Origin of the sequence: Kangsaoukella pontilimi, from assembly GCF_009830125.1 — a bacterium.
Taxonomy (GTDB): Bacteria; Pseudomonadota; Alphaproteobacteria; order Rhodobacterales; family Rhodobacteraceae; genus Kangsaoukella; species Kangsaoukella pontilimi.
In genome coordinates this window covers 381736-393852 of record NZ_WUPT01000002.1, presented here as the reverse complement: position 1 = coordinate 393852, position 12117 = coordinate 381736, and the positions used below count along the sequence as shown (strand labels likewise).

Here is a 12117-nt window from a genome sequence, read left to right as displayed (position 1 = left end):
GGCGGTTTCTTCTGTTCGGAAATACTCCGCGGGGGGAGCGTCCGGAGGACGCGGGGGGAGCAGCGCTCCCCCTACCCGTCCCTCCACTTGATCGAACAGCCCATGGACGCGATCTGATCCTTCGGTCCCTGACCGGTCTCGGCCACCTGCACCATCGCCTCATAAAGATCACGCCTGAGATCATCCGGTCCCGCATCGCGCCGCGACGCGTCCAGACGTCCGCGGTACTGGAGCCGTCCCTCGGCGTTGAGCCCGAAGAAATCGGGCGTGCAGGCGGCGTCGTAGGCCCGCGCAACGCTCTGGTCGGCATCATGCAGATAGGGAAACGGAAAGCCCTCCTCTTCTGCCATACGGGCCATATTCTCGAAGCTGTCCGCCGGATAGGCCTCGGCATCGTTCGAGCAGATCGCAACGAAACCGACGCCATGCGGCTCGAGATCTCTTGCATCGCGGATAATCCGGTCGAGAACCGCCAGCACATAGGGGCAATGGTTACAGATGAATGCTATAACGACCCCCTTCGGCCCCATCACATCCGCCAGCGCATAGGTTTTTCCGTCCGTCGCGGGCAGGGAAAAGGCCGGGGCCGGCCAGTCGAAATCACAAACGGGGGGAGTTGCGGCCATCTCACTTGTCCTTCCTGAAATCTTCCAGGGAAAGACTAGCGGACCGACCCCCGGATACAAGAAAGGCGCGCCGACCCGGCACGCCCCTCCCGATGAAAAGCAAAGGGATCAGCGGGCCTTCAGCGCGTCCCGGATCTCGATCAGAAGGTCCTTCTCGCTCGGACCGGTATCCACCTCGGGTGCGACGTCATCGGGCTTCTCGGCAGCCGCCTTCACCCGATTCACCATCTTCACCAGCATGAAGACGACCCATGCGATGATCAGAAAGTTGATGACCGCTGTAAAGAAAGCGCCATAGGCAAACACCGACGCGCCTGCTTCGCGCGCCTGCTCAAGGCTCGCATACTCGCCATCACCCATGGTCCAGAACAGGTTCGTGAAATCAATTCCGCCGGTGAACAGACCGATGATCGGGTTGATCAGGTCATTGACCAGCGACGTGACAATCGCCGTGAAGGCCGCACCGATGATGATACCGACGGCCATATCCATGACATTGCCCTTGGCAATGAAATCCTTGAATTCGTTTATCATTAGGTAGTTGCTCCACTTCTTCCCGGCCCACGATCCTTGTCCCGCGTGAGCACACGCACATCGCGTAGCACGAAATCGAACAGATGTAAGAGGTTTAATCCGGCCCTGTGCATCTTAACTCATGATTAAGCGAAACATCGCTGCGTCATGAAAGGACTACGCATGCCCCTCGACACCAACACCCACCCCGTGATGCGGCGCTGGCCGGCCACGCGCCCCGACGCCATACAGCTTTACAGCTTTCCGACGCAGAACGGCACGAAGGTGTCCATCGCCCTCGAAGAACTCGGCCTCGACTACGAACCCCACAAGGTGACACTCTCGGATGCCGACGTCCGAAGCCCCGAGTTCCTCTCGCTCAATCCGAATAACAAAATTCCCGCGATCATCGACCCAGACGGGCCCGGCGGCGCGCCGATCGCGCTCTTCGAATCCGGCGCGATCCTCATCTATCTCGCGGAAAAGACGGGACGCCTTATGGGTGAAGGTGCCGATCGCTACCACGTGATCAAATGGCTGATGTTCCAGATGGGTGGCGTCGGCCCGATGTTCGGTCAGCTCGGCTATTTCGCCAAGTTCGCCGGCGCCGAGATCGAAGATCCCCGGCCGCGCGAGCGCTACATCAACGAAGGCAAGCGCCTCCTGAACGTGCTCGAAGGCGAACTCGCAGAGCGGGATTGGATCGCGGGCGACTATTCCATTGCCGACATCGCCATCGGGCCCTGGCTCCGGGGTCTGGACTACTACGGCGTCAAGGACGTGCTCGGCTGGGAAGGTCTGAAATCCGTTCCCGCCTATCTCGACCGCTTCCTCGCAAGACCCGCCGTGCAGCGCGGGCTGACCATTCCAGCCCGCGACTGACCGTTACTCGGCCGCCATCTGTTCTGCCTCAGGCAGCTTGCCGGTCAGCACATAGCGAAGGATCTGCGCCACCTGGCGCGGGTCCCGTGCAACCGCCAAAGACGCGGCATGAACCTCTTTCAGCGCGTGGTCGTGGTCCGGTTGGCTCAGGACGATCAGCGACTTTCCCTCTGCCGCGGCGATACCGGCATCGAAGGCGGCGTTCCACTGCTTGTATTTCTCACCAAACCGCACGACCACGATGTCGGCGGCGGATATCCCGCGGCGCGTGCGGATGGCATTGACCATCGCGCCCTTCCGATCATGCCAGAACTTCTGGTCCTCGGCACCGAGGATAGCAACTCCGCAATCGTCGGACGCGTCGTGATCCGTCACGGGCGACGAGAAGACGACGTCCAGCCCCTCGGATGCAGAGATGATCTGCTCCCGCCAATCCGTATGAATTTCCCCAGACAGGTAAACCGCAAGTGCCATATCGTCCTCCTTTTCCAAATCCAGACCTAGTGCGTCAGGCCGGAAGGCCAAATGAATGCGAGAGCGGCTTCTTCTTGGATCAAATACTCGCGCCGCAGGCACCGCGCGGGCCGGATGGCCCGCGCAAGCATCGCGTCGCGGCAGAGCCGCGCCCGCTCAGGTCACCCCCGCAGCGTGCCGCCGGTGGCCTTGCCGACCTTGTCCACGATGGCGCGCGCAACGGCCTCGATCTCGTCATCGGTCAGGGTCTTGTCCCGCGGCTGGAGCCGGACGGTGATCGCAAGGGACTTTTTGCCTTCGCCAAGACTGCCGCCCTTGAACTCGTCGAAGACGCGGACATCCTCGATCAGCGCCTTGTCCGCGCCGCGCGCGGCGTTGACCACGTTCAGCGCTTCGACCTCGGCATCCAGCACGAAGGCGAAGTCCCGTTCCACCGCCTGCAATCCGCTGATCTCCAAAGCGCCGCGCGAAGCGCCGGCATTCCTCGGCTCCGGAATTTCCGTCGGCCAGATCGTGAAGCCGACCGCGGGTCCCTTCACGTCCATGGCCTTCAGCACCTTGGGGTGAATCTCGCCGAAGACGGCAAGCGTCTTCTTCGGCCCGAGCGCAATCCGCCCCGACCGTCCGGGGTGCCACCACTCAGGCACGTCACGGAAGATTTGAGCCCGCTCCGGCGCACCGAGCGCCGCCAGAACCGCCTCCGCATCGGCCTTCACGTCAAAGACATCGACCGCACGAGAGGTGCCGTGGATATCCTTGGGTCCCGTCCGTCCGACCAGAAGACCCGTCACCAGAAGATGCTGCTCTTCCGGTTCGCCGCCATGGAAGGCCGCACCGACCTCGAAGAGCGCAAGGTCCGAGAACCCGCGCGCCTGATTGCGGGCAGCGGCCTGCAAAAGCCCAGGCAGAAGCGCGGGTCGCATATGGGTCATCTCGGACGAGATCGGGTTCGCCACTCGCGTCGCATCCGTCCCCGCACCGAAAAGACGCGCCGACGCCTCGTCGATGAAGGAATAGGTGACGCATTCATTGTAACCCAAGGCCGCCGCCGTCCTCCGCGCGATCTGTTCGCGCTTCTGCATCGGCGTCAGGATCGGCTTCGGCACGCCGGCGGTCGCCCGCTTCATCGGCTTCGGCTCAAGATTGGTGAGCGACGCAATCCGCGCAACCTCTTCCACCAGATCGGCCTCGCCCATGATGTCCGGGCGCCAGCTTGGCGGCGTCGCCATGTCGCCATCCATCACGAAGCCCAAGGCCTCCAGCGTCGCGCGCTGTGTCTCCGCGGGAATCTCCATCCCCACCAGCGACGAACAGCGCTCGGTGTCCAGACGGAAGGCACGGGTGGTATCGGGCACGGCACCGGCGGTCACGACCTCGGACGCCTCACCGCCGCAGAGGTCCAGCACCATCTGCGTGGCCAGTTCCAGCCCAGGCAGCGTGAAGGCCGGATCAACGCCCCGCTCGAAGCGGTATTTGGCGTCAGAGTTGATCCGCAGCGCCCGCGCCGTCCGCGCGATGGTCACCGGGTCCCAATAGGCGCTTTCGAGAAAGACGTTGACCGTCTCCTCGGTCACGCCGGACTCCTCGCCGCCCATGATGCCGGCAAGGCTCTCGGGTGCGCGGTCGTCGGAGATCACCATCATGCCCGGGGTCAGCGTGTAGGTTTTCTCGTCCAGCGCCAGAAGCTCTTCGCCCCCCTTGGCGCGGTGAACCCTCAGATCGCCCTGCACCTTGTCGGCGTCGAAAACGTGAAGCGGGCGGTTCCGGTCGAAAGTGAAAAAGTTGGTGATGTCAACCAGCGCCGAGATGGGCCGGAGACCGATGGCCTTCAGCCGTTTCTGCAGCCACTCGGGGCTCGGCCCGTTCTTCACGCCACGAATGACGCGGCCCGTGAAATAGGGCGCCCCGTCCAGCGTGTCCTCGTCGATGCTGACGCCGATGGACGACGGGAACTGGCCCGGAACGGGCGTGATCGGACGTTCGATCAGCGTGCCCAGACCCCGCGCGGCGAGATCGCGCGCGATACCTTCGACGCCCAGAGCGTCCTGACGGTTGGGCGTTATCGCGATATCGATGACCGGGTCCACCTTGTCCGGCGCATTGGCGGCAAGCCAACCGGCAAAGCTCTCACCGACCTCGCCAGAGGGCAGCTCGATGATGCCGTCATGCTCGTCGGACAGCTCCATCTCGCGCTCGGAGGCCATCATGCCATGACTCTCGACGCCTCGGATCTTGCCGACCTGAATGGTCGTATCGATGCCGGGCACATAGGTGCCGGGCTTGGCCACGACCACGGTGATCCCGGCCCGCGCATTGGGCGCGCCGCAGACGATCTGCTTCACGCCCTCATCCGTCTCGACCTCGCAGACACGTAACCGGTCGGCATCGGGATGCTGCTCGGCCTTCAAAACCTTGCCGATGGTGAAATCCGAGAGCTTGGCGGCAGGATCGATGACCTCTTCGACCTCGAGGCCGAGGTCGGTCAGCGTTTCCGCGATCTCAGAGACCGAGGCGTCGGTGTCGAGGTGCTCTTTCAGCCAGGAGAGGGTGAATTTCATTGGACGGCCTCCATCGGGGGCAGTGTGTTGCAACGAATTAAGGAGGGTCGAAATCCTGAAAGGATTTCGCGCCGCATTCTTTTCAAGAATGCGGCGTCAGCCAGCGGACCGGTGCGCGGTTGCAGAAGATGACGATCTGTCCGCCGTTCTCCAAAGCCTGAAACCCGCGTCTGTCGATTTCGGCCATGAACAGGTCCATACCCGCGAACCGCTCGATATCGCGCGCCTTGCGACGAATGACGGCGCCCCGATTCACGGCCTTGCTGGAAAACAGGTCGGCCAGCCAGATCTCGGGAGAGAGGGGCGAGTTTCTGTTCTGCATCCACAGAACTTTCCGCCCGGATGGTTAAGACGGCGTAAATCTCACACCCCCCCGTGCAGCGTCGGCACCTGTAGCGACCGGAATCCGTAATGGCGGAGCCACCGAAGGTCCGAGTCGAAGAACGCGCGCAGGTCGGGAATTCCGTATTTCAGCATCGCCATCCGGTCGATCCCCATGCCGAAGGCAAAGCCCTGCCACTCGGCGGGGTCGATCCCGCCGGCTTTCAGCACGTTCGGATGCACCATCCCCGAGCCGAGCACTTCAAGCCAGCCATCGCCCTCGCCCACCTTCACGGTGCCGCCTTCCCACGAGCACTGAATGTCGACCTCGGCCGACGGCTCGGTGAAGGGGAAATGCGAGGCGCGGAAGCGGGTCTTTACGCCCGTGCCGAAGAAGGCCGAGAAGAACTCTTCCAGCACCCATTTCAGGTTCGCCATCGAGATGTCACGATCAACGGCCAGCCCCTCGACCTGATGGAACATCGGCGTGTGGGTCTGGTCGTAATCCGCGCGGTACACGCGGCCCGGTGCGATGACGCGGATCGGCGCGCCCTGCGCCTGCATCGAGCGGACCTGCACCGGCGAGGTGTGCGTCCGAAGGACATGCGGCGGGCGGTCGTCGCCTTCGGCTCGCGCCATGTAAAACGTGTCCATATCGGTCCGCGCCGAGTGCCAGTCGGGCATGTTGAGCGCGTCGAAATTGTACCAGTCGGTCTCGATCTGCGGGCCTTCGGCCACGGCAAAGCCCATATCGGCAAGAATCGCACTGACCTCTTCCGTCACCTGACTGACCGGGTGGATGGTGCCCTGACGCCGGTCGCGCGCAGGCAGCGTGACGTCCAGCCATTCCGAGCGCAGCCGCTCGTCCAGCGCGGCATCGGCCAGCGCCTCTTTCTTGGCGGCGAGCGCCGAGTTGATCTCGTCCTTGAGCGCATTCAGCGCGGGGCCGGCGACCTGACGCTCTTCCGGCGTCATCTTGCCGAGTTCGCGCATCTTCAGGCTGACTTCGCCCTTCTTGCCCACCGCCTGAACGCGCAGGTCCTCAAGCGCCGCTTCATCCGGCGCACCTGCGATCGCATCCAGGTATTTCTGCCTCAGATCGTCCATCCGGACCCCCTTGGAATGTTCCCCGCCCTGCTAGCCAGAGGGCGCCTGAAAGACAAGAAGCCGCGAGACCCGTAAAGGTCCGCGGCTTCCTGAGAATTCGTAACCCCGATTGGGGAGATTACGCGAGCGCGGCCTTCGCCTTATCGACGATGGCTCCGAACGCATCCGGCTCGTGCACAGCGAGATCGGCCAGAACCTTGCGGTCCACCTCGATCCCGGCCAGCGACAGGCCGTTGATGAAGCGCGAATAGGTCAGCGCTTCGTCATGCGCGCGGACAGCGGCGTTGATCCGCTGGATCCAGAGCGCGCGGAAGTTGCGCTTGCGCTGCTTGCGGTCGCGGGTCGCGTACTGGTTGGCCTTATCGACCGCCTGCGTGGCAGTGCGGAAGTTACGGCTGCGCGAACCGTAGTAACCTTTGGCGGCCTTGATGACCTTCTTGTGACGGGCGTGGGTGACTGTCCCACCTTTGACTCGTGCCATGGGTCAGGCCTCCTTAGCGGCTATAGGGCATGAAGCTCTTGGCGAGCTTCTGATCGGGCTCTGACAGCACCTGGGTGCCGCGAGCATCGCGGATGAACTTCTTGGTACGCTTGATCATGCCGTGCCGCTTGCCGGCCTGGCCGCCGACGACCTTGCCGGTCGCGGTGACCTTGAAGCGCTTCTTGGCGCTCGACTTGGTCTTCATCTTGGGCATTTCCATCTCCTTTATTCCGGACGGTTCTAGGTGCGCACGGCATGCCACTCGGGCCGGCGCACCCGTCGGAGCGCGTGCCTTACAAGGGAACGCGCGCTCTGGCAAGAGGGTCGGGGCCTATTCCGGATCGGACGGCAGGATCAGCCGCTCGTCGCAAGGCGCGACGCGCAGGATGTTCGTCGTGCCGGACTGGCCGAAGGGCACACCGGCGGTGACCACAAGCTGATCGGTCGGATCGGCGAAGCCTTCGCCCCGTGCGGCCCGTGCAGCCGCGATGACCGCCGACTTGAACCGGTCGACCTCGGGCACCTTCACGCAGTGCAGGCCCCAGGTCAGGCACAGCCGCCGCGCGGTTCCCATCATCGAGGTCAGCGCGATGATCGGTACCTTGGGCCGCTCCCGCGCTACCAGCAGCGCGGTCTTCCCCGACTGCGAGAACGAGCAGATGACCTTGATATCGGCGGTTTCCGCGATTTCGCGCGCGGCCGAAACGATACCGTCCGCGACCGACTGCTTCGGCCCGCCCCGGCTGGCCGCGATGACGTCCAGGTAGGTCGGATCGCTTTCCACCTCGCGGGCGACGGCGTCCATGGTCTGTACGGCCTCGATCGGATAGCTGCCCGCGGCACTTTCCGCCGACAGCATCACGGCATCGGTGCCTTCATAGATGGCCGCAGCAACGTCAGAGACCTCGGCGCGCGTGGGTACCGGGCTTTCGATCATCGATTCGAGCATCTGGGTCGCCACGATCACCGGCTTGGCGGCGGCGCGGCACTTACGGACCAGCCGCTTCTGGATCGGCGGCACGTTCTGTACCGGCAGTTCCACGCCAAGATCGCCCCGGGCGACCATGATCCCGTCGGACACGGCCAGAATTTCGTCGAACGCCTTCACGGCGGCGGGTTTCTCGATCTTGGACAGGATCGCGGCGCGGCCCTGCGCCAGTTCACGCGCCTCGGCCACGTCGGCGGGACGCTGCACGAAGGACAGCGCCAGCCAGTCGACGCCAAGACGGCAGACGAATTCCAGATCCTTGCGATCCTTCTCGCTCAACGCGGCAAGCGGCAGAACCACATCCGGCACGTTCACGCCCTTGCGGTTCGAAATCGTGCCGCCGACCACGACCGAGGTCAGCGCATGATCGGGGCCGCATTCCTCGACCCGAAGCCGGATCTTGCCGTCATTGACCAGAAGGCTCGACCCCGGCTCGAGCGCCTCGAAGATTTCCTTGTGCGGAAGCTGGACCCGCGTCGAGTCCCCCGGCGTGTCGTCGAGGTCCAGACGGAACGCCTGCCCCTCTTCCAGTTCCGCCGAATCGCCGTCGAACACACCGACGCGAAGCTTGGGGCCCTGCAGGTCCGCCAGAATGCCGATCGGGCGCCCGGTATCCTTTTCGATCTCGCGGATGATCCGGTGGCGCTCTCCGATCTCGGAGTGGTCGCCATGGCTCATGTTCAGGCGGAAGACATCCGCGCCCGCCTCGAACAAGGCGCGAATCGTGTCGTAGTCGCTCGATGCCGGCCCCAGTGTTGCAACGATCTTGACCTTGCGAAGGCGTCTCATATGCCCCGTTCCCTTCAAAGCGTCTTTTCTGGCTCGCGCCCTCTTTGCCGCAAATGTTAGCGCGTGACAACTGGCGCTTTCTTTATGGCGGGGCTAGAGACGCGGAATGACCCGGCCCGAGACCGACATGACCTGGCAACCTGTCCATATTTTGGGCGAAGCGCGCATGTCGCGCTGGCTGGTGATCTGCGATCACGCCACGAACCGAGTTCCAGACTTCGTCGGCGGCGGCGATCTTGGAATCGCGCCCGAGGATATGGCGCGCCACATCGCCTATGACGTCGGCGCTTCGGGCGTCGCGATCCAACTTGCAGAAAAGCTGGGCGCGCCCGTGGTTCTGTCGAACTTCTCGCGTCTGGTGATCGACCCGAACCGGGGCGAGGACGACCCGACGCTCGTCATGCGGCTTTATGACGGCACGATCATTCCAACGAACCGTCAGGTGACACGGGACGAGGTTCAGGACCGGCTAAACCGCTGCTACCGACCCTATCACGACGCTGTGGCGGCGATGGCGGCGCGGCTGGACGATACCGTCATCGTGTCGGTCCATTCCTTCACGCCTCAGTTCAGGGGCAGGCCCATGCGGCCATGGCACACGGGCCTCCTCTTCGCGGATGATGACCGGCTGTCGCGCCCGCTGATCGACCTTCTGCGCAAAGAGCCGGGCCTGATCGTCGGCGCGAACGAACCCTATTCCGGGCATCTAGAGGGCGACACGATCGACCGCCACGCTATTGCAACCGGTCGCCAGAACACCCTTATCGAGATAAGAAACGACCTGATCACCGACGATGCCGGCCAGACCGCATGGGCCGACCGCTTTGCCCGTCTGCTGCCGTTGGCGCTGGACCGGGCCGACGAGACCTGAAGGAGAGTTGACCATGGACGACCAGACACGGATCGAGCTTGAAGCCGCCGCCTTTCGCCGGCTGCGCCAGCACCTGATGGAAGACCGCACCGACGTTCAGAATATCGACATGATGAACCTGACAGGCTTCTGCCGGAACTGCCTCAGCCGCTGGTACCAGGAAGCCGCGAACGAACGCGGTATCGAGATGTCCAAGGAAGATGGCCGCGTCGCCTTCTACGGCATGTCATCCGCCGAATGGAAAGAAAAATACCAGACCGAGGCGACGCCAGAACAGCAGGACGCCTTCGAAGAGGCACACAAGGATATGCCCGTCTGAGACTCGCCCTTCCGGGGGCCGCCCTCGTCAGATGGCGGCCTTCCGGCTTTCGTCCAGATAGATTTCCCTCAACCGCGTTGCGACCGGGCCGGGCGTGCCCGAGCCTACCGCCTCGCCGTCGATTTCGACCACCGGCATGACGAAGGTCGACGCCGACGTGATGAACGCCTCGTCCGCGCCCTGGGCTTCTTCGATGGTGAAGGGGCGCTCCTCGACCCGCATCTGTGCCTCGCGTGCAAAGCGCAGGACCGCGGCACGTGTGATGCCGTGCAGGATCTCGTTGCCCAGATGCCGCGTCACGATCACGCCATCCTTGACGATATATGCGTTGTTCGACGTGCCTTCGGTCACCGCGCCGTCCTCGACCATCCAGGCATCGTCCTTGCCCGCCGCCTTGGCCATCATCTTGCCCATGGACGGATAGAGAAGCTGCACGGTCTTGATGTCGCGCCGGCCCCACCGCTGATCCTCGATCGAAATCACCTTCATGCCCACCTTGGCGGCGGGGCTGTCGGCCAGCTTCTTCGACTGGGTGAACAGTACGATGCTTGACGGTACCTTTTCCGGGTCCGGGAAGGCGAAATCCCGGTCCGCATCCGCACCACGCGTGATTTGCAGATAGATCATGCCCTCGGCCACCTCGTTCCGCCGCACCAGTTCGCGATGGATCTCCAGAAGCTCGTCCATCGTCACCGGGCTCGCCATGTCGAGCTCCTTCAGGGACCGCTCCAACCGAGTCGCGTGGCCCTCGAAATCAATGAGCTTGCCGTCCAGAACGCTGGTGACCTCATAGACGCCATCGGCAAAGAGGAACCCCCGGTCGAACACCGATACTTTCGCCTCGGCTTCGGGCACATAGTCTCCATTGACATAAACGATGCGGCTCATCGGATGCTCCCTTCTCTGACAGGAAACCTGTTGACCGGTCACCCCGACCGCGTCAAGCCCTGCTTCTTCTTGGGCAAAATACTCCCGCCGGAGGCAAGATACGCCGCGAAGCGGCCCACCGCGACGGGGCGAAGCCCCGGCGCAAACCCTGCCTCATGCGGCGCCGATCAGCTCCGCCTGCCGGACGATCACCTCGGCCTGTCGAACGCTGGCGATATCGACTAGCCGCCCTTTGTAGACAGCCGCGCCCGCGCCCGAGGCCTGCGCCTCTTCCATCGCGGCCAGAATTTCGCGCGCTTCGGTCACCGCCTCGTCCGACGGCGTAAAGACCTCGTTGGCCAGCGCCACCTGCTTGGGATGGATCGCCCATTTGCCGACCATACCCAGCGTCGCCGAGCGGAGCGCCTGTGCACGGTACCCCTCGTCATCCGAGAAATCCCCGAACGGCCCGTCCACCGGCAGCACGCCATGGGTGCGGCAGGCGGCGACGATGGCCGTCTGCGCCCAGTGCCACGGGTCCGACCAGTAGCGCGCCCCGTCGCGCAGCATGTAATAATTCTCCTGCGTGCCCCCGATCCCGGTCGTCTGCATCCCCATCGACGCCGCAAAATCGGCTGCACCGAGGCTCATGGCGGCCAGCCGCGGCGAGGCGGCGGCGATTTCCTCCACATGCGCGATGCCGGCGGCGGTCTCGATGATGACCTCGAAGGTGATCCGCTTCCCTCGCCCCTTCGCCGCCTCGATTGCCGTCACAAGCGCATCGACCGCATAGACATCGGCCGCATTGCCGACCTTGGGGATCATGATCTGGTCCAGCCGCTCCGACGCGCCCTCCAGCACCTCGACCACATCGCGATACCAGTAGGGCGTATCCAGCCCGTTGATCCGGACCGACAGAGTCTTCGTGCCCCAATCGATATCATGGGTGGCCGCGATGATGTTCTGGCGCGCCTCAGCCTTGTCTCCGGGCGCGACCGAGTCCTCCAGATCGAGGTTGATGACATCCGCCGCGCTCGCCGCCATCTTTTCGAAGATCGCGGGGCGCGAACCGGGACCGAACAATTGGCAGCGGTTCGGACGGGCGGGCGGAGCGGGTTGAACACGGAAGGACATTGCGCAACTTTCTTTCGTATACTGTTGGAAACCGGATATGATGTTGCGTTGCAGCATTCAAGCCCTTTTGCTGTCGCAGCATTCATCCAAAGCGTGAAACAACATCGTTATGCAAGAATATCCGGCCATCCGCTGAAATCGCGCAAGGACTTCCATCAAATGGCATGAAGTGCGCGTCGTTAGGCAG

At 63.5% G+C, this 12117-nt stretch carries 14 protein-coding genes; 3 read left to right on the top strand and 11 right to left on the bottom strand.

Going from position 1 to position 12117, the window contains the following annotated elements; genetic code table 11:
* Window positions 1-71: 71 nt before the first annotated feature.
* Together GQ651_RS11315 and mscL are read right to left on the bottom strand one after the other, a co-directional pair.
* Window positions 72-626 (bottom strand): thioredoxin family protein, encoded by a 555-nt coding sequence (locus GQ651_RS11315; RefSeq protein ID WP_160764362.1) that lies wholly within the window; start codon window positions 624-626, stop codon window positions 72-74.
* A 108-nt stretch (window positions 627-734) separates the two neighbouring features.
* Window positions 735-1160, bottom strand: coding sequence for a large conductance mechanosensitive channel protein MscL (gene mscL / locus GQ651_RS11310; RefSeq protein WP_160764361.1), 426 nt, complete (start codon window positions 1158-1160; stop codon window positions 735-737).
* Window positions 1161-1322: 162 nt separating this feature from the next.
* Here mscL and GQ651_RS11305 point away from each other — a divergent pair, with 162 nt between their 5' ends.
* On the top strand, window positions 1323-2021 hold the full coding sequence (locus tag GQ651_RS11305; protein WP_160764360.1) for a glutathione S-transferase family protein: 699 nt from the start codon (window positions 1323-1325) through the stop codon (window positions 2019-2021).
* 3 nt (window positions 2022-2024) lie between these two features.
* Here the strand turns inward: GQ651_RS11305 and GQ651_RS11300 are convergent, their stop codons facing one another.
* The 7 genes from GQ651_RS11300 to pyk all read right to left on the bottom strand — a co-directional run bounded on the left by GQ651_RS11300 (window position 2025) and on the right by pyk (window position 8739).
* A complete protein-coding gene (locus GQ651_RS11300) occupies window positions 2025-2495 on the bottom strand; it encodes a YtoQ family protein (RefSeq protein ID WP_160764359.1) in 471 nt (156 codons plus the stop codon).
* A 161-nt stretch (window positions 2496-2656) separates the two neighbouring features.
* Entirely contained in the window at window positions 2657-5053 is a 2397-nt protein-coding gene (gene pheT, locus GQ651_RS11295; RefSeq protein WP_160764358.1) for a phenylalanine--tRNA ligase subunit beta, read from the bottom strand.
* Between the two features lie 82 nt (window positions 5054-5135).
* Window positions 5136-5375, bottom strand: a complete 240-nt coding sequence (locus GQ651_RS11290) for an aspartate aminotransferase (protein ID WP_160764357.1) — start codon at window positions 5373-5375, stop codon at window positions 5136-5138.
* 41 nt (window positions 5376-5416) lie between these two features.
* Entirely contained in the window at window positions 5417-6481 is a 1065-nt protein-coding gene (gene pheS, locus GQ651_RS11285; protein ID WP_160764356.1) for a phenylalanine--tRNA ligase subunit alpha, read from the bottom strand.
* Window positions 6482-6599: 118 nt separating this feature from the next.
* Window positions 6600-6962 (bottom strand): 50S ribosomal protein L20, encoded by a 363-nt coding sequence (gene rplT / locus GQ651_RS11280; RefSeq protein WP_160764355.1) that lies wholly within the window; start codon window positions 6960-6962, stop codon window positions 6600-6602.
* 13 nt (window positions 6963-6975) lie between these two features.
* Window positions 6976-7176, bottom strand: coding sequence for a 50S ribosomal protein L35 (gene rpmI, locus GQ651_RS11275; protein WP_160764354.1), 201 nt, complete (start codon window positions 7174-7176; stop codon window positions 6976-6978).
* A gap of 117 nt (window positions 7177-7293) precedes the next feature.
* Window positions 7294-8739 carry a pyruvate kinase gene (pyk, locus tag GQ651_RS11270; protein ID WP_160764353.1) on the bottom strand — a complete coding sequence of 482 codons (1446 nt, stop codon included), beginning with the start codon at window positions 8737-8739 and terminating at the stop codon, window positions 7294-7296.
* A 127-nt stretch (window positions 8740-8866) separates the two neighbouring features.
* Here pyk and GQ651_RS11265 point away from each other — a divergent pair, with 127 nt between their 5' ends.
* On the top strand, window positions 8867-9610 hold the full coding sequence (locus GQ651_RS11265) for an N-formylglutamate amidohydrolase (RefSeq protein WP_227258245.1): 744 nt from the start codon (window positions 8867-8869) through the stop codon (window positions 9608-9610).
* A 13-nt stretch (window positions 9611-9623) separates the two neighbouring features.
* On the top strand, window positions 9624-9929 hold the full coding sequence (locus GQ651_RS11260; RefSeq protein ID WP_160764351.1) for a DUF1244 domain-containing protein: 306 nt from the start codon (window positions 9624-9626) through the stop codon (window positions 9927-9929).
* Window positions 9930-9956: 27 nt separating this feature from the next.
* On the opposite strand, the gene GQ651_RS11255 is transcribed toward GQ651_RS11260, so the two are convergent.
* A complete protein-coding gene (locus GQ651_RS11255; RefSeq protein WP_160764350.1) occupies window positions 9957-10817 on the bottom strand; it encodes a D-amino-acid transaminase in 861 nt (286 codons plus the stop codon).
* Between the two features lie 153 nt (window positions 10818-10970).
* Window positions 10971-11930, bottom strand: a complete 960-nt coding sequence (locus GQ651_RS11250; protein ID WP_160764349.1) for an L-malyl-CoA/beta-methylmalyl-CoA lyase — start codon at window positions 11928-11930, stop codon at window positions 10971-10973.
* Window positions 11931-12117 lie beyond the last annotated feature (187 nt).

Excerpts from the sequence above, each read along its gene's own strand:
- GQ651_RS11315 (WP_160764362.1), bottom strand. The coding sequence starts at position 626 with ATGGCCGCAACTCCCCCCGTTTGTGATTTCGACTGGCCGGCCCCGGCC.
- mscL (WP_160764361.1), bottom strand. The coding sequence starts at position 1,160 with ATGATAAACGAATTCAAGGATTTCATTGCCAAGGGCAATGTCATGGAT.
- GQ651_RS11305 (WP_160764360.1), top strand. The coding sequence starts at position 1,323 with ATGCCCCTCGACACCAACACCCACCCCGTGATGCGGCGCTGGCCGGCC.
- GQ651_RS11300 (WP_160764359.1), bottom strand. The coding sequence starts at position 2,495 with ATGGCACTTGCGGTTTACCTGTCTGGGGAAATTCATACGGATTGGCGG.
- pheT (WP_160764358.1), bottom strand. The coding sequence starts at position 5,053 with ATGAAATTCACCCTCTCCTGGCTGAAAGAGCACCTCGACACCGACGCC.
- GQ651_RS11290 (WP_160764357.1), bottom strand. The coding sequence starts at position 5,375 with ATGCAGAACAGAAACTCGCCCCTCTCTCCCGAGATCTGGCTGGCCGAC.
- pheS (WP_160764356.1), bottom strand. The coding sequence starts at position 6,481 with ATGGACGATCTGAGGCAGAAATACCTGGATGCGATCGCAGGTGCGCCG.
- rplT (WP_160764355.1), bottom strand. The coding sequence starts at position 6,962 with ATGGCACGAGTCAAAGGTGGGACAGTCACCCACGCCCGTCACAAGAAG.
- rpmI (WP_160764354.1), bottom strand. The coding sequence starts at position 7,176 with ATGCCCAAGATGAAGACCAAGTCGAGCGCCAAGAAGCGCTTCAAGGTC.
- pyk (WP_160764353.1), bottom strand. The coding sequence starts at position 8,739 with ATGAGACGCCTTCGCAAGGTCAAGATCGTTGCAACACTGGGGCCGGCA.
- GQ651_RS11265 (WP_227258245.1), top strand. The coding sequence starts at position 8,867 with ATGACCTGGCAACCTGTCCATATTTTGGGCGAAGCGCGCATGTCGCGC.
- GQ651_RS11260 (WP_160764351.1), top strand. The coding sequence starts at position 9,624 with ATGGACGACCAGACACGGATCGAGCTTGAAGCCGCCGCCTTTCGCCGG.
- GQ651_RS11255 (WP_160764350.1), bottom strand. The coding sequence starts at position 10,817 with ATGAGCCGCATCGTTTATGTCAATGGAGACTATGTGCCCGAAGCCGAG.
- GQ651_RS11250 (WP_160764349.1), bottom strand. The coding sequence starts at position 11,930 with ATGTCCTTCCGTGTTCAACCCGCTCCGCCCGCCCGTCCGAACCGCTGC.